The 20,058-nt window shown below is 46.0% G+C and carries 21 protein-coding genes; 16 read left to right on the forward strand and 5 right to left on the reverse strand.

Going from position 1 to position 20,058, the window contains the following annotated elements; genetic code table 11:
• The first annotated feature begins 14 nt into the window (after positions 1-14).
• From mnmG to priA, 15 genes are all read left to right on the forward strand, one after another.
• Positions 15-1,940 (forward strand): tRNA uridine-5-carboxymethylaminomethyl(34) synthesis enzyme MnmG, encoded by a 1,926-nt coding sequence (gene mnmG / locus ICN42_RS02440; protein WP_216250421.1) that lies wholly within the window; start codon positions 15-17, stop codon positions 1,938-1,940.
• Entirely contained in the window at positions 1,933-2,595 is a 663-nt protein-coding gene (gene rsmG, locus ICN42_RS02445) for a 16S rRNA (guanine(527)-N(7))-methyltransferase RsmG (protein ID WP_216250426.1), read from the forward strand. Before mnmG ends, rsmG begins: the two co-directional genes overlap by 8 nt.
• Positions 2,596-2,619: 24 nt before the next feature.
• Positions 2,620-3,390 carry a ParA family protein gene (locus tag ICN42_RS02450; protein ID WP_216250429.1) on the forward strand — a complete coding sequence of 257 codons (771 nt, stop codon included), beginning with the start codon at positions 2,620-2,622 and terminating at the stop codon, positions 3,388-3,390.
• Positions 3,391-3,413: 23 nt separating this feature from the next.
• Positions 3,414-4,301 carry a ParB/RepB/Spo0J family partition protein gene (locus tag ICN42_RS02455; protein WP_216250432.1) on the forward strand — a complete coding sequence of 296 codons (888 nt, stop codon included), beginning with the start codon at positions 3,414-3,416 and terminating at the stop codon, positions 4,299-4,301.
• Between the two features lie 68 nt (positions 4,302-4,369).
• Positions 4,370-4,864 carry an ATP synthase subunit I gene (locus tag ICN42_RS02460; protein ID WP_216250435.1) on the forward strand — a complete coding sequence of 165 codons (495 nt, stop codon included), beginning with the start codon at positions 4,370-4,372 and terminating at the stop codon, positions 4,862-4,864.
• A 39-nt stretch (positions 4,865-4,903) separates the two neighbouring features.
• Complete coding sequence (gene atpB, locus ICN42_RS02465; protein ID WP_216250437.1) at positions 4,904-5,779, forward strand: F0F1 ATP synthase subunit A; 876 nt, start codon at positions 4,904-4,906, stop codon at positions 5,777-5,779.
• Between the two features lie 45 nt (positions 5,780-5,824).
• Positions 5,825-6,091 (forward strand): F0F1 ATP synthase subunit C, encoded by a 267-nt coding sequence (gene atpE / locus ICN42_RS02470; RefSeq protein ID WP_012357116.1) that lies wholly within the window; start codon positions 5,825-5,827, stop codon positions 6,089-6,091.
• 63 nt (positions 6,092-6,154) lie between these two features.
• Positions 6,155-6,625 (forward strand): F0F1 ATP synthase subunit B, encoded by a 471-nt coding sequence (locus tag ICN42_RS02475; protein ID WP_088526645.1) that lies wholly within the window; start codon positions 6,155-6,157, stop codon positions 6,623-6,625.
• Position 6,626: 1 nt separating this feature from the next.
• Positions 6,627-7,163 carry a F0F1 ATP synthase subunit delta gene (locus tag ICN42_RS02480; RefSeq protein WP_216250438.1) on the forward strand — a complete coding sequence of 179 codons (537 nt, stop codon included), beginning with the start codon at positions 6,627-6,629 and terminating at the stop codon, positions 7,161-7,163.
• 45 nt (positions 7,164-7,208) lie between these two features.
• Complete coding sequence (atpA, locus tag ICN42_RS02485) at positions 7,209-8,750, forward strand: F0F1 ATP synthase subunit alpha (RefSeq protein ID WP_216250440.1); 1,542 nt, start codon at positions 7,209-7,211, stop codon at positions 8,748-8,750.
• Positions 8,751-8,767: 17 nt separating this feature from the next.
• On the forward strand, positions 8,768-9,637 hold the full coding sequence (gene atpG / locus ICN42_RS02490) for a F0F1 ATP synthase subunit gamma (RefSeq protein WP_216250443.1): 870 nt from the start codon (positions 8,768-8,770) through the stop codon (positions 9,635-9,637).
• Positions 9,638-9,692: 55 nt separating this feature from the next.
• Positions 9,693-11,093: a F0F1 ATP synthase subunit beta gene (gene atpD / locus ICN42_RS02495; RefSeq protein ID WP_215308674.1), complete on the forward strand. Its 1,401-nt coding sequence runs from the start codon at positions 9,693-9,695 to the stop codon at positions 11,091-11,093.
• A 21-nt stretch (positions 11,094-11,114) separates the two neighbouring features.
• Complete coding sequence (locus tag ICN42_RS02500) at positions 11,115-11,531, forward strand: F0F1 ATP synthase subunit epsilon (protein ID WP_015420208.1); 417 nt, start codon at positions 11,115-11,117, stop codon at positions 11,529-11,531.
• Between the two features lie 15 nt (positions 11,532-11,546).
• Positions 11,547-12,659: a uroporphyrinogen decarboxylase gene (gene hemE / locus ICN42_RS02505; protein WP_216250446.1), complete on the forward strand. Its 1,113-nt coding sequence runs from the start codon at positions 11,547-11,549 to the stop codon at positions 12,657-12,659.
• 262 nt (positions 12,660-12,921) lie between these two features.
• Positions 12,922-15,054 (forward strand): primosomal protein N', encoded by a 2,133-nt coding sequence (gene priA, locus ICN42_RS02510; protein ID WP_216250450.1) that lies wholly within the window; start codon positions 12,922-12,924, stop codon positions 15,052-15,054.
• Here priA and gcvH read toward each other — a convergent pair.
• Positions 15,051-15,443, reverse strand: coding sequence for a glycine cleavage system protein GcvH (gene gcvH / locus ICN42_RS02515; protein ID WP_216250452.1), 393 nt, complete (start codon positions 15,441-15,443; stop codon positions 15,051-15,053). The two genes, priA and gcvH, sit on opposite strands and share 4 nt — an antisense overlap.
• 80 nt (positions 15,444-15,523) lie before the next feature.
• On the opposite strand from gcvH, the gene ICN42_RS02520 reads away from it, so the two are divergent.
• The gene (locus ICN42_RS02520; protein WP_216252847.1) at positions 15,524-16,156 is read left to right on the forward strand and encodes an MBL fold metallo-hydrolase; all 633 of its coding nucleotides are present in this window, start codon (positions 15,524-15,526) and stop codon (positions 16,154-16,156) included.
• A gap of 33 nt (positions 16,157-16,189) precedes the next feature.
• Here ICN42_RS02520 and ICN42_RS02525 read toward each other — a convergent pair whose 3' ends face one another.
• From ICN42_RS02525 to ICN42_RS02540, 4 genes are all read right to left on the reverse strand, one after another.
• Positions 16,190-16,375, reverse strand: a complete 186-nt coding sequence (locus tag ICN42_RS02525; RefSeq protein ID WP_088526654.1) for a hypothetical protein — start codon at positions 16,373-16,375, stop codon at positions 16,190-16,192.
• Positions 16,376-16,416: 41 nt separating this feature from the next.
• Positions 16,417-17,559: a fatty acid desaturase gene (locus ICN42_RS02530; RefSeq protein WP_255539210.1), complete on the reverse strand. Its 1,143-nt coding sequence runs from the start codon at positions 17,557-17,559 to the stop codon at positions 16,417-16,419.
• A 417-nt stretch (positions 17,560-17,976) separates the two neighbouring features.
• Entirely contained in the window at positions 17,977-18,858 is an 882-nt protein-coding gene (locus tag ICN42_RS02535; RefSeq protein ID WP_216250455.1) for a nucleotidyl transferase AbiEii/AbiGii toxin family protein, read from the reverse strand.
• Positions 18,833-19,843, reverse strand: coding sequence for a type IV toxin-antitoxin system AbiEi family antitoxin (locus ICN42_RS02540; protein WP_216250458.1), 1,011 nt, complete (start codon positions 19,841-19,843; stop codon positions 18,833-18,835). The genes ICN42_RS02535 and ICN42_RS02540 overlap by 26 nt, the downstream gene beginning before the upstream one ends.
• Positions 19,844-20,058 lie beyond the last annotated feature (215 nt).

Raw genomic sequence — 20,058 nt, forward strand, 5'->3', positions numbered from 1 at the left:
ATCTGAGGCAAATCATGCGCTATTCAAAGAATTTCGATGTCATTGTGGTTGGCGGCGGTCATGCCGGAACTGAGGCTGCCCTTGCGGCCGCGCGCATGGGATGTGACACGCTTCTCATTACCCATAGCATTGAGAGCTTAGGCGCCATGAGTTGTAACCCCTCAATTGGCGGTATTGGCAAGGGCCATCTAGTTAAAGAGATTGACGCTATGGGTGGCGCCATGGCGGCGGCTACTGATGAGGCTGGTATCCAGTTTCGGATACTGAACTCAAGCAAGGGCCCAGCTGTGCGCGCGACCCGCGCACAAGGTGACCGGGTTTTATATAAGGCAGCAATTCGCCGCCGCCTCGAGAACCAACAAAATCTGACTCTTTTTCAGGCTGCGGTAGATGATCTACTTGTGCAGGGCGACGAGGTTCAGGGCGTGGTAACCCAAATGGGCCTGAAGTTTATGGCCAAGAAGGTGGTGCTAACGGCTGGCACTTTCTTGGATGGGAAGATTCATGTGGGTTTAAATAACTATGCTGGTGGAAGAGCTGGCGACCCAGCAGCGGTTTCCTTATCTGCCAGGTTAAAAGAGTTGAAACTTCCCCAGGGAAGACTAAAAACGGGCACCCCACCACGGATTGATGGGCGAACCATTGATTTCTCGGTCATGCTGGAACAGCCGGGGGATTTAGATCCTGTGCCCGTTTTCTCATACCTTGGTCGACCAGAGCAGCATCCTAAGCAAGTTCCCTGCTGGATTTCTCATACAAATGAGCAAACACACGACATTATTCGAGGCGGGCTAGATCGCTCCCCAATGTATACAGGAGTAATTGAGGGTGTTGGCCCGCGCTACTGCCCCTCTATTGAGGACAAGATTCACCGCTTTGCCTCTAGAAATAGCCATCAGATCTTTTTGGAGCCGGAAGGCCTAACAACGAATGAGTTCTATCCTAATGGAATTTCTACTAGCCTCCCATTTGATGTCCAGTGGGACTTGGTTCGCAGTATCCGTGGTTTAGAGTCTGCGGTGATTGTGCGCCCTGGTTACGCGATTGAGTACGATTTCTTCGACCCACGCCATTTGCGCCATAGTTTGGAGACCAAGGCTATTTCTGGCCTGTACTTCGCCGGCCAGATTAACGGCACAACTGGCTATGAGGAGGCGGCAGCCCAAGGAATGCTTGCGGGCATTAACGCGGGCTTAGCATCGCAGGGCAAGGAACCTTGGCTACCTAAACGTAGCGAGTCCTATATTGGCGTTTTAGTGGACGACCTCATTACCTTGGGCGTTCAGGAGCCATACCGCATGTTTACAAGCCGCGCTGAATACCGCCTGAGCTTGCGTGAAGACAATGCGGATATGCGTCTGACTTCGATTGGCCGGGAACTTGGTTTAGTGGATGATTACCGCTGGAGCACGTTTTGTAGGAAACAAGAGGCTGTTTCACGTGAAACATCCCGCTTGCAAGAAATTTGGATTGGTCCAAAACATGGTTCAGCAAAGGCTGTATCTGAGCTTTTAGGCCAAGACTTATCACATGAATGTAGTTTGGCAGACCTTTTAAGGCGCCCGGGCATCACTTATGAGGCTGTTACTAGTTTGTCAGAAGGCCTTTGGTCACCAGGAACCCTGGATGATGACTTGGGTTTAGCGCAGCAAATTAGTGATCAGGTTGAAATTTCCATTAAATATCAAGGCTATATAGATCGGCAGGCGGTCGAGATTGCTCGTCAAGAACATAATGAAACCTTCCCATTGCCAGAGGCCTTGGACTACAACCAGGTTATTGGTTTGTCTAAAGAGGTGCAGCAAAAACTCAATTTGCATAAGCCTGGCACCTTGGGTCAGGCTGGTAGGATCTCTGGTGTTACGCCTGCAGCCCTCTCCTTGTTGTTGGTTCATCTTAAAAAGGGCTTAGGCCGCACCCAAGAAGAAGCGCATGAGTAATGATTTGGTTTCTTTAGGGATTGAGGATTTAGGTCTCAATCTCAGCCCGGCCAACATTGCTGATTTAGAGCTCTTTTTACAGGAAATGGGTCGCTGGAATCAGGTGCATAACTTAACTGCTATTGAGGGTGAGAAGAACTCTGTTCGTCTGCATCTCATTGATTCTATTACAGTTTTACCAATAATGCGCCAGTTTCTAAGTTTAGAAAACCCAAAAATTGCCGATCTTGGATCTGGTGGCGGTTTGCCGGCAATCCCTATTGCTATCTTGCAGCCAGAATGGCACGTGACCTTGATTGAGGCTATCCGCAAAAAGACTGCGTTCTTGCAACATGTGCGTGGCAAGTTGGGTTTGAAGAATATTCAAGTTTTAAGCGAGCGCGTCGAAGCTGTGGCGAAATCTCGGCCGGGGCAGTTTGACGCAGTGATTTCTAGAGCGTTTACCAACCTTGCTCATTTTCTGGAGCTTTCCCTCCCCCTTCTCAAGCCTGATGGCCTGGTATTTGCAATGAAAGCGAGGCGAGCGGATGAAGAGTTGCAGGATGTTTGTATGGACGACTGGCGATTGGTCGCTGATGAGCCCTTGCAGATTCCGAATTTAGCGGTGGAGCGTCGGCTTTTGGTCCTATCCCCCGTGAGAAAATTACCCCTTTAAAGCGCGACATTTTTTAAGAAAATTATGGCCAAAATATTTTGTATTGCAAATCAAAAAGGTGGGGTTGGAAAAACCACTACCGCTGTTAATTTGGCCGCTGGTTTAGCTGGGCATCAGCAACGTGTTTTGTTGGTCGATTTGGATCCCCAAGGTAATGCCACGATGGGATCTGGAATTGAAAAATCAGATCTCAACAGCACTGTGTATCAAGTGTTGATCGGCCTCTCATCGGTTAAAGAATCCGCGGTGCGTTGCGAGAGCTCTGGCTACGACGTGTTACCAGCGAATCGTGATTTAGCTGGTGCAGAAATTGAGTTGGTAGATTTAGATTCTCGCGAACAACGATTGAAAGATGCGCTTGCTGTCGTTGCAAATGACTACGACTTTATTTTGATTGACTGTCCCCCTGCGCTCTCATTGTTAACGTTAAATGGATTGTGTGCGGCAAATGGTGTGATCGTACCAATGCAGTGTGAATATTTTGCGTTGGAAGGGTTATCAGATTTGGTGAACACCATCAAGCAGGTACATGCAAACTTAAATCCTGATTTAGTAATCATTGGTTTGTTGCGCGTGATGTTTGACTCGCGCATGACATTACAACAACAGGTTTCAGATCAATTGCTGGAGCACTTTGGCGACAAAGTATTCAAGAGCATCATTCCCCGTAACGTCCGCCTGGCGGAAGCCCCGTCTTATGGGCTTCCCGGGGTGGCGTTTGATCGGTCATCTCGTGGCGCCAAAGCCTACTTGGAGTTTGGCGCTGAGATGATTGAGCGCATTAAGCAAATGTAAAACCTAGGAACAATAAAAATATTATGGTTGCAATAAAGAAAAAAGGTTTGGGTCGTGGCTTAGAGGCATTGCTCGGTGACAAGGCGCAAACAGAAGTCACAACAGAAATTAATCGTTTGCCTTTAACTGCATTGCAGGCAGGCAAGTATCAGCCGCGTCAAAAAATGGAAGTAGGTGCATTGCAAGAGTTGGCTGAAAGTATTCGCGAGCAAGGCGTAATGCAACCATTGCTAGTGCGTTTAGTTGCCCCTGGTAAATATGAAATTATTGCGGGTGAGCGTCGCTTTCGTGCGGCCACTTTAGCTGGCTTAAAAGAGGTGCCTGTTTTAGTTTCTGGCGCCAACGACCAGGCTGCTGCTGCAATGGCTTTGATTGAGAATATGCAGCGCGAAGATTTGAATCCGCTGGAAGAATCTCAGGGCCTGGCAAGATTGATTGAAGAGTTTGGCTTTACACACGAACAAGCTGCCAAAGCGGTGGGCAAGTCACGTAGCGCCGTAACCAATTTATTGCGTTTAAATCAATTAGCTAAACCGGTGCAAGCCATGCTCTTGGCTGGTGACATTGATATGGGTCACGCCCGCGCTCTTTTGCCTTTGCCCGGAGCAAGCCAAGTGGCTTTGGCGCAGAGAATTGCGGCACAAGGTTTGTCTGTTCGAGAGGCTGAAAGAATGTCTACCGCCCTTGCACTCGCAGGCGGTCAGATTGGAGACAAAAAAGCCAAAACTCAGGCGGAAGGCGGTGCGCCAAGTCGCGACCCAGATATGCGTCGTTTAACTCAAGAAATCGCTGATTTAATTGGATTAAGCGCTGAATTTAAGTTCAAAGGCAACGGTGGAGAGCTGAGAATCCGCTTTAGCCAGTTTGATGAGCTAGATTCTTTGTTGAAAAAGCTAGGCGTCGAGGCTTAAAAGTCTTCATAAATGACCCTAAAACATTTGACCTATTGCAGTGCACACATTAAACTCACGGGGCTAAATTGATTCCTCAAAAAGATCGATTTTCCGAGGCAAATGACTGGGATGAGCCTGAAGAAGAGGTATACCGGGTTTTAAGTAAAGAGGAAATGACCGCGTTGCAAGCCAGCAATGCCGTTAAACACCCCCCGCTGTCGCCTTGGAAGATTTTGGCTGCGCAAGTAGCTGTTACCGTGATTAGTATGGTGATTTGGTCATTTTTTGGGGAGCCGGTAGGGGTAAGCCTTTATACTCAGTCGGCCTTTTTAGGTGGTTTAATTAGCGTCTTGCCATCAGCCTTGTTTTTAACCAGGCTGGAGTTGGCAAAAAAAACGCAGAAATTGAATCCAGGGAATTATTTAGCAGCATTGGTTTCGGGCGAATTTATCAAAATCGCCGTGACTTTGATGCTGTTTATAGGGATTGCATATTTGATCCCAGGGGTGCATTGGGTCCCGTTGTTGGTGACTTATGTGCTTGCCCTAAAGTGTGTGTGGCTGGCGTGGTTGTGGCGCTAAGAGTAATAAATGAGATTGAACCAAAGGACTAGTTAAGAGATGTCTAGCGAAGTAAACCAAGCCCACGCGGCAGCCGAGCAAATGACGCCAACAGCGTACATTTCCGAGCATTTGCAAAACCTCACCAGCACTGGTGAGCATCAAGCCTCTATTATCGATTTCAGCATCATCAATTTAGATACTATTTTCTGGGCATCCCTCATGGGCCTGCTCACTGTTTTCATTTTGTTGATTGCAGCACGACGCGCAACCCCAGGCGTTCCAGGTCGTTTCCAATGTTTCGTTGAAATGATTGTGGAAATGGCGGACACACAAGCTAAGAGCATTGTTCATGGTGATCGTAGTTACATTGCACCGCTTGCACTATTTGTATTCTTTTGGATCATCCTCCTCAACACTTTGGACTTAGTGCCTGTGGATTGGGTTTTGGGTGTAAACCACTTCATCGAGAGCTTTGGCGTTCATGTGCCGCACCACAAATTGGTTCCTACAACTGATTTGAATGCCACTATGGGCATGTCCATGTCTGTCCTATTGTTAGTTTTCTTTTATAGCTTCAAAGTCAAAGGTTTTGGCGGCTTCTTGCACGAGCTCATTTCTGCCCCGTTTGGTGCAAAGTGGTACTTGGCCCCATTCAACCTAGCTTTGAACATCATCGAATATCTCGCTAAAGGTGTTTCATTGGGAATGCGACTGTTCGGCAATATGTATGCCGGCGAGTTGGTCTTCTTATTGATCGCATTGCTAGGTAGTGTGTGGACATTTAATTTAGATTTATCCCTGTTCGGATTGGTGGGTCATGTTATTGCTGGATCAGCTTGGGCCATCTTCCACATTTTGGTTATTTTGTTGCAAGCCTTTATTTTCATGATGTTGACCTTGGTCTACATCGGGCAAGCGCATAGCCATCACTAAGATTTTTATTTTTAACTTATCTCTTTAACTTCAGGAGTCAGCAACATGCAACAATTTCTCGCAAACATTCAAGGTTTCACAGCAATCGCTATCGGCATCATCATCGGCCTCGGCGCGATCGGTGCTTGTTTAGGTATTGCATTGATGGGCGGCAAGTACATCGAAGCTTGTGCACGTCAACCAGAATTGATGGAGCCACTGCAAACTAAGATGTTCCTTTTGGCTGGTTTGATCGACGCTGCGTTCTTGATCGGCGTTGGTGTTGCAATGTTGTTTGCTTTCGCAAACCCACTGCTCGCAGTTATTAAGTAATTGTTTTGGCGTGGATGACTACCGGGTCATCCAACCGTTCTCAACAATACTGAAAGGAATATCGTGAATCTGAACGCGACCCTATTCGCGCAAATGATCGTTTTCTTCGTCTTATGGTGGGTTGTTGCACGCTTTGTGTGGCCACCACTAGTTAAGGCGTTAGACGAGCGTTCAAGCAAAATTGCTGACGGCTTAGCTGCTGCCGAGCGTGGTAAAGAAGCACTCGCACTGGCAAGCAATGAAGCAGAGCAAGAATTAACTAAAGCACGCCAAGAGGGTGTGCAGCGTGTTGCAGAAGCTGAAAAACGTGCGCAAATGTCCGCTGAAGAAATTCGCGCCAATGCACAAGCTGAAGCAGCTCGCATCATCTCTCAAGCCAAGCAAGATGCAGATCAACAAGTAACTCGCGCACGTGAAGTATTGCGAGCTGAAGTCGCGGTGTTGGCTGTTAAAGGTGCTGAGCAAATTTTGCGTCGTGAAGTAGATGCAAAAGCCCATGGCACATTGCTTGATCAACTAAAGGCAGAACTTTGATATGGCTGAATTAGCCACGATTGCACGCCCTTACGCTGAAGCACTTTTTCAAAGTGCTAAGCCTGCTGAGCTTGCTACTTGTTTAGAGCAGTTAAATGAATTGGCGCAGCTTGCTGCATTGCCAGAAGTTGCTGCTTTATCAAACAATCCAAAAGTATCTGCAGATGATTTAAGCAAATTACTCTCCGGCATGGTGAAGACAAAGCTGGACGGCAAAACTGCAAGTTTTTTAAGTCTTGTAAATCAAAACCATCGCTTATCTGCCATTCCTGAAATTGCTCGTCAATTTGAGGCAATGAAGAATCAGAGCGAGGGTGCAGCAGAAGTAATGATTACTAGCGCATTCCCATTAGAGGGTTCTGCGCTGAATGATTTGTTGTCAAGTTTGAAGAAGCGCTTTGGGGGTAAAGAATTGCGCCCAACTATTCAAGTAGATCCTGCGTTGATTGGCGGAGTTCGCATTCAAGTTGGAGATGAGGTATTGGATAGTTCAGTTAAGGCACAGTTAGCTCAAATGCAAGCAAGTCTTGGCGCATAAGTTATCCCTATTAAGAACATACGAAATAAGACCCAGGAGTAAGTAATGCAACTCAACCCTTCCGAGATCAGTGAACTGATCAAAAGCCGAATTAGCGAAATGGGTGTTGATTCCCAACTTCGCAACGAAGGCACTGTAATTTCAGTGACCGACGGTATTTGCCGCGTACATGGCTTGTCTGGTGTTATGCAGGGCGAAATGTTGGAATTCCCTAACAACACTATCGGCCTCGCGTTGAACCTTGAGCGTGATTCAGTTGGTGCTGTAGTGTTGGGTGAGTACACCCACATTAAAGAAGGCGATCCAGTTAAATGTACGGGCCGTATTTTGGAAGTACCAGTTGGTCCAGAGTTGCTCGGTCGCGTTGTAAACGCACTTGGTCAACCGATTGATGGCAAAGGCCCAATCAATACTAAGCTGACTGACTTTATTGAAAAAGTTGCTCCAGGCGTTATTGCACGTCAATCCGTTAGCCAGCCAGTTCAAACTGGTTTGAAGGCGATTGATGCAATGGTTCCAATCGGCCGTGGCCAGCGCGAGTTGATCATTGGTGACCGTCAAACCGGTAAGACAGCAGTTGCGGTTGACGCGATCATTAACCAAAAAGGTAAAGGCGTTTATTGCGTTTACGTTGCGATTGGTCAAAAAGCTTCTACTATTGCTAACGTTGTTCGCAAGCTCACGGAGTTGGGCGCAATGGAATACACCGTTGTTGTTGCGGCAAGTGCTTCTGAGTCTGCAGCGATGCAATACCTCTCAGCATATGCTGGTTGCACAATGGGCGAATACTTCCGCGATCGTGGTGAAGACGCATTGATCGTTTATGACGATTTAACAAAACAAGCTGTTGCATACCGTCAGATTTCTTTGCTCTTGCGCCGCCCACCAGGCCGCGAAGCTTACCCTGGCGACGTGTTCTATCTCCACTCACGTTTGCTTGAGCGCGCTGCTCGTGTAAATGCTGAATATGTCGAGAAATTTACAAATGGTTCAGTAAAAGGTAAGACAGGTTCTTTGACTGCATTGCCAATTATTGAAACTCAAGCTGGCGACGTTTCTGCATTCGTTCCAACCAACGTAATTTCGATTACCGATGGCCAGATCTTCTTGGAAACTGACTTGTTTAACGCGGGCGTACGTCCTGCGATTAACGCTGGTATTTCTGTTTCACGTGTTGGTGGCGCAGCTCAAACTAAAGTCATTAAGAAATTGTCTGGCGGTATTCGTACCGACTTGGCACAGTATCGTGAATTGGCAGCATTTGCTCAGTTCGCTTCTGACCTTGATGAAGCAACACGTAAGCAGTTGGAGCGCGGTCGTCGCGTGACAGAATTGTGTAAGCAAGCTCAGTACAAGCCTTTGCAGGTTTGGGAAATGGCTGCATCACTCTTCGCTGTTAACAACGGCTACTTTGATGACCTCGAAGTGAAAAACGTATTGCCATTCGAAAAAGGTTTGCAAGATCACTTGAAATCTAAATACGCTGATTTAGTTGGTCGTATTGAAGAGACTAAAGATTTGAGCAAAGATGACGAAGCTGCTTTGCGTGCTGCAATTGAGGATTACAAGCGTTCAGCCTCTTTCTAGGAGGGCTCGCATAAATCATGGCAAGCACAAAAGAGATACGATCTAAGATCAAGAGCGTGCAAAACACGCGCAAGATCACGAAGGCAATGGAAATGGTCGCCGCATCGAAGATGCGTCGCGCCCAAGAGCGCATGCGTAATGCACGTCCATATGCTGAAAAAATTCGTGAGATTGTCGCCAATCTTTCCAAAGCAAATCCTGAGTTCCGCCCTGCTTACATGGCAACTCGTGAGGTAAAGAAAATTGGCACGATCTTGGTTACAACGGACAAGGGTTTATGCGGTGGTTTGAATACCAACGTATTGCGTCTGATTGCAAACCAAGTGCGCGATATGGAAGGCAGCAATGTGGGTATTGAATACACTGCTATCGGTTCAAAAGGCCTCCAGTTTTTAAATCGCTCAAAAGCAAAACTCATTTCTCAAACAATTCAGATTGGTGACACACCACATATGGATGTTTTGATTGGTGCTATTACTGCCCAGTTGGAAGCGTTTGAGCGTGGTGAAATTGATGCTGTTTATTTGGCATACACCCGCTTTGTAAATGCAATGAAACAAGAGCCTGTTTTAGAAAAGCTCTTGCCATTGGAGCCGGCTGAATTAACCCCAGAAGAAAAAGCAGGAAACTCCTGGGATTACATCTATGAACCAGACGCAGAGTCCATTTTGAATGGCTTGCTCAAGCGTTACGTAGAGGCAATGATTTATCAAGCGGTTGCTGAGAACATGGCTTCTGAACAATCTGCGCGTATGGTCTCGATGAAGGCCGCTTCAGATAATGCGAAGAATGTAATCGGTGAATTGCAATTGGAATACAACAAAACACGACAGGCTGCTATTACTAAAGAGTTGTCAGAGATTGTTGGCGGAGCGGCTGCTGTTTAAGCGGTTAGCGTTTAGGAATACGAAAGAATTCAGGAATTAAAAGCGGAGAAATGCGATGAGTAACGGAAATATCGTGCAGTGTATCGGTCCAGTGGTGGACATTCAGTTCCCACGCGACAAAATGCCAAACATTTATGATGCGTTGACATTAGTTGATAGCGGCGAAAAATCATTTGCTGAAAAAGGTCTGACCTTTGAAGTACAACAGCAGATCGGTGACGGCGTAGTTCGCGCGATTGCCATGGGCGCTAGTGATGGTTTGCGTCGTGGCATGGAAGTTGCTTCTACAGGTAAGCCAATTTCGGTTCCTGTTGGACCAGCAACATTGGGTCGCATCATGGACGTTTTAGGTCGCCCAATTGATGATGCAGGTCCAATCGCTACTGAAGAGCGTCGCGCTATTCACCAGCCAGCGCCAAAGTTTGATGAACTCTCCCCTTCTGTTGACTTGTTAGAAACCGGTATTAAGGTTATTGACTTAGTTTGCCCATTCGCTAAAGGCGGTAAGGTTGGCTTGTTCGGTGGCGCGGGTGTTGGTAAGACCGTGAACATGATGGAGTTGATTAACAACATTGCTAAGCAACACTCAGGTTTATCCGTGTTCGCTGGTGTTGGTGAGCGCACTCGTGAAGGTAACGACTTCTATCACGAGATGAAAGAATCTAACGTTATCGATAAAGTGGCGATGGTGTTTGGTCAGATGAACGAACCTCCTGGCAACCGTTTGCGCGTTGCGTTGACTGGTTTGACAATGGCCGAAGCATTCCGTGACGAAGGCCGTGACATTTTGTTCTTCGTTGACAATATTTATCGTTACACATTGGCCGGTACCGAAGTATCTGCGTTGTTGGGTCGTATGCCTTCAGCTGTGGGTTATCAACCTACTTTGGCTGAAGAAATGGGTAAGTTGCAAGAGCGTATTACTTCAACTAAGACTGGTTCTGTTACTTCTATTCAGGCCGTTTACGTTCCTGCGGATGACTTGACTGACCCATCACCAGCTACAACCTTCTTACACCTGGACTCCACTGTTGTGTTGTCACGTGATATTGCTGCTTTGGGTATCTACCCAGCGGTTGATCCATTGGATTCAACTAGCCGTCAGCTTGACCCACAAGTGGTTGGTCAAGAGCACTATGAAGTAGCTCGCGAAGTTCAGATGACATTGCAACGTTACAAAGAGTTGCGCGACATTATTGCTATTTTGGGTATGGACGAGTTATCACCAGAAGACAAATTAGCCGTGTCCCGTGCACGTAAGATTCAACGTTTCTTGTCCCAGCCGTTCCACGTTGCTGAAGTGTTTACTGGTTCACCAGGCAAATACGTTCCATTGAAAGAAACTATCCGTGGTTTCAAAATGATTTGCAGCGGTGAATTGGATCACTTGCCTGAGCAAGCGTTCTACATGGTGGGTTCAATTGATGAAGCCATCGAGAAAGCTAAGAAGCTTTAATCGAACTCATCTAGGGAAATTATGTCAACCATACGCGTCGATGTAGTAAGTGCTGAGCAATCTATTTTCAGCGGTGAAGCCAAGTTTGTTGCGCTTCCTGGTGAGAATGGTGAGCTCGGTATTTTGCGCGGCCACACTCCTTTGATTACACGTATTCGTCCAGGTTCAGTTCGTATTGAAAAAGCTGATGGCGATGAAGAGTTTGTATTCGTGGCGGGTGGCTATTTAGAAGTGCAGCCAGATCATGTGACTGTCTTAGCGGATACAGCTATACGCGGTCATGATCTTGATGAAGCTAAAGCTAACGAAGCTAAGAAGCGCGCCGAAGAAGCAATGCAGAATCGTGGCACCGACTTTGACTTGGCATTAGCTCAGTCAGAGTTTGCAATGGCTGCGGCACAACTTGCAGCTATTGCTCGTTTCCGTCGTAAAAAGTAAGAGCTGATCACCCCCTTGTTGTTAAATGATCGGTTTTTAAAGGCCTGCCTGGGCGAAGCGGTTGATCAAACACCGCTTTGGCTCATGCGCCAAGCGGGCCGCTATCTCCCAGAATATAACGCTACCCGATCTAGGGCAGGCAGTTTTTTAGGTCTTGCAAAAAATCCCGCATATGCAACTGAAGTAACGCTCCAGCCATTGGATCGCTACCCATTGGATGCGGCAATTTTGTTCTCAGACATTTTGACCATTCCCGATGCAATGGGTTTAGGTTTGAAATTCACTGCAGGCGAAGGGCCTAGTTTTGATAATCCGCTTCGTACTGAAGAGGCGGTAAAAAAATTACGTGTTGCGGACATGGATCAGCTCAAATATGTTTTTGATGCTGTGTCTGAGATTCGCAAAGCATTAATTCAGGATGGCAAGCAACGGGTACCATTGATTGGATTCTCTGGAAGCCCATGGACATTGGCTTGCTACATGATTGATGGTTCAGGATCTGATGATTTCCGTCACGCCAAGACCATGATGTTTAGCCGCCCAGATTTACTTGAGCATATTCTAGAAATCAATGTGCAGTCAGTTGCCGCTTATTTAATTGAGCAGGTAAAAGCTGGCGCACAAGCACTCATGATTTTCGATACTTGGGGAGGCTTACTTCCGGATGGTTGGTATCAGCGCATGTCGTTAGCTGCAATGCAAAAAGTAATTGCATTATTACCGCGCGAACATGAGGGACGTAAGATCCCAATCATCATGTTTACTAAGGGTGGTGGAATTTGGTTGAATGATATGGCTCAAGCTGGAGCAGATGTCATTGCAATCGACTGGACTATGCGTTTAAGTCGCGCCCGAAAGCAGCTCTTAGACATTAAGAAGCCTTTGGCCTTGCAGGGAAACCTAGACCCACTGATTTTATTCTCAGAGGCAAAGCAAATTGCTGCGGCTGCAGAAAGTCTTTTGATTGACTTAGCTGGAGCCCCCCCATTAAAGCCGGGCCTCCATTCACTCGATGGCCACATCTTTAATCTTGGCCATGGCATTAACCAATTTACCCCTCCCGAAAGCGTGACTGCCCTCTCCGAGACCGTAATCGCTAAGTCAAAAGCCCTACGGGCAAAGCAATAACCACAAGTAATTGCTAACTTTGGCCAATATTTTGGCAAAAGTTATGCACAGAAATGTGCAAAATCATAAATACAGTGAGATTGACGAGAATTATGAACTTTCACATTTAGTAAGCAATGTAAACCATTGATTAATATAGTTAAATAATAAAATGCTGATTTTCTGTGCAAGATAGCATTCCTATAAAATGACTATAGAAATCTAAATCAACGAATGATATCCACAGACTTATCCACAGGGTAAGACAGAAAATTTTAAGTAAATGACGGCTAAGCCCATCGTTGTTCAGGTAGTGATAGATAAGCCTTTGGCTCAGGGCTTTGACTATCTATGGGATGCTGAAAAATTAGGCAAGCTACCAGAGATAGGCAACGTGGTTGAGGTACCCTTTGCTAGATCAAAAATAATTGGGCTTGTAATAAAAGTGAGCGGTCACTCCGAATACGAGATAGAAAAACTCAAATCTGTAGAGCGTCTTGGCCCACTTCCAGCGTTCGATCCAGCACTGTTGAGGCTGATGAATTTTGCAAGCCAGTACTACATCCATGCACTAGGTGAAACCATATTGCCTGTAATACCGCTAATGTGGAAAAAGCCAGACGACTGGGAAAAGATTCCAGAAAAGATAGAGTCGGCAGAAAAGAAAAGTAAAAAAAAGATTGATGTAGTAGCAGAGGGATTAATCACGCTTGATCAATTGAATGTCGACCAAAAGAATGCCTTGCAAGAATTGCTCAAAGATGGCGAAAAAGAAAGTCAATTTAGAGCGATCTTGTTGCAGGGCCAAACAGGAAGTGGCAAGACTGCTGTCTTTCTAAATTGGCTGGCAAGCATCCTCGATGATGAAAGTGCCCAAGTACTTTTACTGGTGCCAGAGATCAATTTAACGCCACAATTAGAAAGACGCGTTAGAGCCTACTTTCCTAATAAAAAGATGGCAGTGTTACATAGTGGGGTCAGTGAAAAGAAAAGAGGCATTGCTTGGTATGAGGCAATGACCGGTAAAGCGCAAATAATTTTAGGAACCAGGCTGGCAGCTTTAACGCCAATGCCAAATTTACGCGCCATAGTCGTAGATGAGGAGCATGATCCATCTTATAAACAACAAGATGGGACGCGTTACTCTGCGCGGGATTTAGCAATCTGGCGAGCGCATGATCAAAAAATTCCGATAATGCTCTCCTCAGCTACGCCGTCTTTAGAAACATGGTTGGCTGCACAATCAGGACGGTATGAATATATTCGACTGGATCAGAGGGCGCAGGGAGCAAGCCTGCCGAGCGTGCATCTAATTAATACGCGTGACCCACAAAACCAATTTAGTCCTGGCGATGATGCAGCACCTAAGCAAAAAAGTCTCATCACCAAAACGCTAGCAAATGCCATCAGCAAAACACTTGCAGAAAATAAACAGAGCCTAATTTTAATTAATCGCCGTGGATATGCTCCTGTACTGAGTTGCTCAGCATGCAACTGGTTATCAAAATGTACCCAATGCTCTACCTATACGGTCATGCACAAGGCTGGCGCATTAGGAAAAAGATCGGTGTTAAGTTGCCATCATTGCGGATTAGTTAAGCCCATTCCACAGTTTTGCCCAGATTGTGGGAACGCAGACTTAAAAACCCTAGGTCATGGCACGCAAAAACTTGAAGATGCTATTGAGGAAATGTGGCCACAGGCGAGAGTGTTGCGGGTTGATACGGACTCAAGCAGAAAGAGTAAAGGAGCAGAAGCACTCTTTCAAGAGATTCATGATGGCAATGTAGATATTGTTATCGGCACACAAATGATTGCCAAGGGACATGACTATCAGAATATTGGCTTGGTTGCAGTTTTGGATGCAGATAGTCGGCTGTACTCGGCTGACTTTAGAGCGGCCGAAAGATTGTTTGCACAGTTAGTACAAGTGGCTGGTCGTGCTGGAAGATCTGGCGCTAGCGGAGAGTCAGGTGGCGATATTTATATCGAGACCCAATTCCCAGAGTCACCCGTATTCCAGTTTTTGTTAAGACACGACGTCGATGGATTTTTAGCATTCACTGCAAGTGAGCGAGAAGAGGCAAAGTTGCCGCCCTACTCATATCAAGCCCTCATCCATGCTGAGGGCAAAAGCATTGATAAGGCGATTCAGTTTTTGAGTGAGTTGAAGGCGCACCTGAAAAGCAGGGGCTTGATTACAAAAGAGTTGAAGGTGTACGACCCAGTGCCCAAGCCAGTTATGCGGGTGGCAGGTGCAGAGCGCGCCCAGTTATTGGTTGAGTCGGTTAATCGCAAGGCATTACAAGAAGCTCTTGAAATGATTGATCAAGAATTACGTCAAGATTCCACAGGAAGAATCAGCAAAACATCTCGCATTCGTTGGTTGGTAGAGCGCGACCCGATTTCTATTTAAGCGCCTGCAGTAGATTCGTATTTAGCAAGAGACATTAGCGTGCCGAGATCAGCACTCAGTGTTTCTGGAGATGTTGGCTTTACTTTAAAAAGCCAAACTGCATATGGATTTTCATTCACCATCTCTGGGGCGGCATCCATCTCTTCATTAAGAGAGATGATCTCACCGCTAATAGGCGCATGAATATCGCTAGCAGCCTTAACGGATTCGATGGCCGCAATCGCTTCACCCTGTTTAACTTCCTGACCAATCTTCGGCGCTTGAAAAAACATCACATCACCCAAGGCCTCTTGGGCGTGATTACTAATGCCGACCCATACAAGCCCATCATCTTCGATGCTGGCCCATTCATGTGTTTCTGCGAATTTAAATGTATCTTGAGTTTTCATTGTGTATCCTGTGAGATATATTCTAGCTTCTTTGCCGTAAGCTAGTGGCCAATCAATTTAAGCGCGCTCTATTTATGCCAATCAAATTAGGAATTGTTCCCGTTACCCCATTTGAACAAAACTGCTCTATCTTGGTTTGCCAAGAAACGGGAGATGCGGCAGTGGTCGACCCTGGTGGAGATATCGACAAGATTTTGGATGGTGTTAAGCAAATGGGCGGTACCGTTAAAAAGATTTTATTAACGCACGGACACCTTGATCATTGTGCTGCTGCTAAGGACTTATCCGATCAACTGGGGGTACCAATTGAAGGGCCTCAGATTGATGAACAATTTTGGTTAGATCAATTGCCAGAGCAAACTGTACGCTTTGGATTTGGTCATGCAAAGGCATTCGTACCAACACGTTGGTTGGAAGATGGCGATCATGTGCAAGTTGGTAATGTTGATTTAGAGGTGCTGCATTGTCCGGGCCATACGCCGGGCCACGTTGTGTTCTTTGATAAAGAAGATCGCCTAGCTCTAGTTGGTGATGTGCTCTTTGCGGGATCTATTGGAAGGACCGATTTTCCGCGCGGCAATCACGCAGATTTAATTCATGCGATTAAGACAAAATTATGGCCATTAGGTGACGACGTGCAGTTTGTTCCTGGCCACGGGCCGATGTCAACTTTTGGTAAAGAGCGCCAGACGAATCCCTATGTGGGGGATTGAGAAAGCTTGAGTTGATGAAACCTAATTGAGTAATTAGGTTTTTGCTGAACCAGTACGGTGAGTGCGGTTATATAAACAGCTTGCGCAAATCCAGCGTTGTTTACGATTACTCGTCGGAATCCATGTGCCACCTTCCAGGCGCTTTTCGCGACTGCAAGAAGAGCAAAACTTAAGGCTCTGAGAGGTTTCTTGAGGGGCAGCTGGAGTCGAGGTAGTCATGGGCAATCCGGGTAATCCAAATCTTGTACAGAAGATCTATTTTACCCGTTTTGTCCCGCTGGGGCTGGGCTCAGGACTACACGAACGGATTCAGCCGTTTTGTTACCATCAAAATCGAGCCAAGCCTTGTTTTCGAAGTCATAAAGCTTGCACTTGCGAGCCGTATCAAAATACCAGGCCCAAGAGAACTTTTGCACAAAAATACGCTCTGGAAGGATGGTTTCGAGGGTGTTTTGAGCTTCTTGTAGGCGATAGAGGGGTACGCTCATATCTACGTGATGGGCGGTGTGCTCCATGATATGGTGCATTAAAGAGCCCCAAATCCAGTTAAAGGTCAAATGCACCGTGGTTGAAACAAAAGGCTGGGCGCGTAACCACTCAGACTTCTTGTCGTACCAAGAAACTTTTGGATGGGTATGGTGAACATAGACAACAAAGCCAATCATGCCGTTCCAAAACAAGAATGGAACAGCAAAGCCAGTAATTAACCCAAGCCATATAGACTGCCCTGTGGCAATTGCTCCAGCAATCAGGCAGCCAATCCAAATAATGGCAAAGCCAGTAACTAATAAGTTGTCTTTAAGGAAGATTGGGCGATCACCTGGCTTGTTCTTGGCATTAGGGAAGTACTCACGTCTCCACCAGATTTCAATGAGGTAATAGAAAACGGGGCCCCAGCCACTACGGTAGAGGCGCTCTAGGGCTTTACGCCAGGCTGGCAAAGCATCAAATTCCGACTTGGATAGCGGAGCCCAGACAAAGTCAAAACCTTTGAGATTGGTTTGGCCGTGGTGAACCACGTTATGCCCAACATCCCATAGGCTGTATGGAGTTAAGGACGGTAAGAATGCAATGCGACCCAATATTTTGTTCAGTTCACGGTGTGGGGTATAGCTTTGGTGGCAAGCATCATGACCCAAAATGAAGATGCGACCAGTAACAAACCCAGCAACCAAGCCCAAGATGATCTTGATGAGGATGCTTTCGACAAAAATAGTCCCAGCTATACAGCCAAGCCACAAAACCGCATCTAATGCGAGAAGGGCGATTGCTTTTGCTGTTTCTCCTTGAGCCATTGGGATCAGCCAGCTACGAATGACTTTTCGGTGTGGCAATGGGAGATCTGGAGCCAAAGGATTGGCTAAAGATGGCTCAGAGAGTGCAGAATTTAGATGATTTGACATGATAAGAATCAATAAGTTAGGTGCAAATGATAGCCTTTTTCACGAATTTACGCATGATGTAGGTCAAAAACCCCCCTGTTTTGGTGCGCCCGGCAGGAATCGAACCTGCGACCCGCTTCGGAGACCTCAACCGACAAAAAATATACAAATACCTTAAATAACTGTACATTGTCTAAAACGCCTTAAGTCTATATAGATAAAGGGTTTAATGTTCAAAAACTTGTTTTAATAAAGACTAAAAACAACGTTTAATACCGATTAATTTTTTAAGTAGATATTTCTCGAATAATTCGCAAAATAGGCCAATTAGACCCCTAGCCTCAATGCCCAACAGCCTTATTTTACGTTAAACGGCGTTCGTAAATATTTTACTAACCTCTTCTAGGAAGGCGGTTATAAGCGCGGAGCTATTGTTTATCACTTCGAGCTAAAGCCTTTATAAAAGAGGTCAAGATGAGCATGAACCTTCAGCACAGAATCCGCATCGCCGATGGAGAGGCTTTTGCTAGTTAGTTGGTCGGTTAGTCGTTGTCTTAGTGTGGAATCTGAAAATATGGCATCGATACTTTGCTTGGTTGTATCTAAGCAAATCTTGGCAACATCCCTGCCTAACAACTGAATACCTGCCAACTCTGGGTCATGCCCCAATGATTCTAGTAGCGCTAATTCTTCCGTATAAATGCGATCCTCATTTCCAGCGTCGTGATAGCTTTTGGCGATAAGAAGAAAGTCGACGGCATCTTTACCTTGGTTTTCTTGGCCCCGGTCTTGCCAGGCAATTAGTTTGAGTGCGGCCATGCCCGCTAGTGATGCAACCCGTATAGAGAAATTCTCAGCAATCTTTAGCAAAATAGCTGATCTTAGGGCCTCAGAAAATCCAGAGACGTTCATAACCACATTCATTTCGGGTGGCCATTCAATCGTTGAGTCTAAATTTTCAACTCCGCCAAATGGAATGAGATCAAGTGGTGTGGAGTATTGGTCCTGCGGTCTTTTAAAGTGCATTTTCTGTGGCGCCTTACCCTCTGTAAAGCAGCCCATGGAAATCAAGATTGATTTAAGTTTGTCAAACTTAGCCCAGTCTTCTAGGCAGATCCCCAGATCAAGATCATAGGTTGCTTGCCCGGTTTGCTTGTTAAATACATGCCCCAAGATAAGATCTCTGGCCTGGGCTCCAGCTAAAAAATAGTCAATATTTAAAGACCGTGCCACGTCATCAAAAATTTGTAGGATGGCTAGATGCTCTGCCTTTAAAGGGCGGTTAGGTCTAATTTCAAGCTTGAGTGAGATATCGGTCATATATTAGTCTAGCTGTTTCAATATTGCGTGGATTGGTGGTGGCCAATAAATCTGCATATGCCAGTAGCGCAGGCACAACCCCGTTCATTTGCAACTCTGTATCTACTGCCCAAAAGGCTTCCAAAATTTCAATATTGCCGTTAACGTCGGGGCGCAGCCGATTTTCTACGATGAGTCGATCTAGGTTTTTACGGGCATAAATAGTTATCTTTGCAGGCTTGAGATAGCCAGTGAGTTTTTCTGCTGCGACTTCCCCGCCCCAATAGGCGTCGTACTGCTCAATATTGACATCTCGATACCAATCTTCTTTGGCAGCAGTAAATCGGCGTGCATTTAGTTTTGGTCGTAATTTAATGGGGTAGTGAGCCACCCACTCCTCTTCTAGTCGTTTCTTATCTAAAATTCGCCGTGGACCTATTTCAGCGGGAGTGAGAAAGCCTCGGTTTTCTAAATTCGTTAATACGGGGCCTACAGTTCCAAGGGCTACCTTGGCAAAAGTGGCTATTTGGCGATAAGTTTGGGGGGTAATTGTTTTTTGATTAAGCAGTGCAAAGACAATTTTTAACCCTCCAGTGGTCAAGGCTGTGAATTCTGGCTTTTCATGAGCACGTTCTGGGCGAGCTTGACCAACAACATATACAAATAGCCCCGGAGTCTTCATATAAGCATTGCCAGCTTCATCAATAAAGGGCAAATCTAGCTCGCGGCACTGAGTTGCAATGTCTTTGGTGATATAGGGCGCTACAAGCAAAACGGGGTTTGTTCGAACTCCCAGCTCTTTGATGAGCGTGAGCGTTTTGAAGCGATCGATTACCCCCTTAATTTCCGCCTCAAAATAAACGGGGTGATCAGGGGTTTGAATAGTTAACAAGGCATCTGCTGGCCCCCCTTGCCAAACATGGTCGATTTGTAGGCCAGTAGTTCTCAGAAAGGCATCAATTGCTTTAGCGAGAATGAGTTGTTCTTTAGTTTCTAGGTTCATCATTTTGTACGTAAAATTTAAATGTTCACGTTACGTGAACGATATACTTAATTGAACGCACTTTACTTTTGTTCAATGGTTTTAATTGTACACGTTACGTGAACAATAATCAATACTGAACAAACAAGATTCAGTCATATTGCTTGATTTGCAAACCCTCTTCTTTCGGTTTAAATGGTGGAATGGGGAAATCATCAGGAAAAGGTAAAAGAGCTGTT

The organism is Polynucleobacter sp. 71A-WALBACH (assembly GCF_018882365.1).
Classification (GTDB): domain Bacteria; phylum Pseudomonadota; class Gammaproteobacteria; order Burkholderiales; family Burkholderiaceae; genus Polynucleobacter.

Coding starts and splice junctions, on each gene's coding strand:
- mnmG (WP_216250421.1), top strand. CDS start 15: ATGCGCTATTCAAAGAATTTCGATGTCATTGTGGTTGGCGGCGGTCAT.
- rsmG (WP_216250426.1), top strand. CDS start 1,933: ATGAGTAATGATTTGGTTTCTTTAGGGATTGAGGATTTAGGTCTCAAT.
- ICN42_RS02450 (WP_216250429.1), top strand. CDS start 2,620: ATGGCCAAAATATTTTGTATTGCAAATCAAAAAGGTGGGGTTGGAAAA.
- ICN42_RS02455 (WP_216250432.1), top strand. CDS start 3,414: ATGGTTGCAATAAAGAAAAAAGGTTTGGGTCGTGGCTTAGAGGCATTG.
- atpB (WP_216250437.1), top strand. CDS start 4,904: ATGTCTAGCGAAGTAAACCAAGCCCACGCGGCAGCCGAGCAAATGACG.
- atpE (WP_012357116.1), top strand. CDS start 5,825: ATGCAACAATTTCTCGCAAACATTCAAGGTTTCACAGCAATCGCTATC.
- ICN42_RS02480 (WP_216250438.1), top strand. CDS start 6,627: ATGGCTGAATTAGCCACGATTGCACGCCCTTACGCTGAAGCACTTTTT.
- atpA (WP_216250440.1), top strand. CDS start 7,209: ATGCAACTCAACCCTTCCGAGATCAGTGAACTGATCAAAAGCCGAATT.
- atpG (WP_216250443.1), top strand. CDS start 8,768: ATGGCAAGCACAAAAGAGATACGATCTAAGATCAAGAGCGTGCAAAAC.
- atpD (WP_215308674.1), top strand. CDS start 9,693: ATGAGTAACGGAAATATCGTGCAGTGTATCGGTCCAGTGGTGGACATT.
- ICN42_RS02500 (WP_015420208.1), top strand. CDS start 11,115: ATGTCAACCATACGCGTCGATGTAGTAAGTGCTGAGCAATCTATTTTC.
- priA (WP_216250450.1), top strand. CDS start 12,922: ATGACGGCTAAGCCCATCGTTGTTCAGGTAGTGATAGATAAGCCTTTG.
- gcvH (WP_216250452.1), bottom strand. CDS start 15,443: ATGAAAACTCAAGATACATTTAAATTCGCAGAAACACATGAATGGGCC.
- ICN42_RS02525 (WP_088526654.1), bottom strand. CDS start 16,375: ATGACTACCTCGACTCCAGCTGCCCCTCAAGAAACCTCTCAGAGCCTT.
- ICN42_RS02530 (WP_255539210.1), bottom strand. CDS start 17,559: ATGTCAAATCATCTAAATTCTGCACTCTCTGAGCCATCTTTAGCCAAT.
- ICN42_RS02535 (WP_216250455.1), bottom strand. CDS start 18,858: ATGACCGATATCTCACTCAAGCTTGAAATTAGACCTAACCGCCCTTTA.
- ICN42_RS02540 (WP_216250458.1), bottom strand. CDS start 19,843: ATGATGAACCTAGAAACTAAAGAACAACTCATTCTCGCTAAAGCAATT.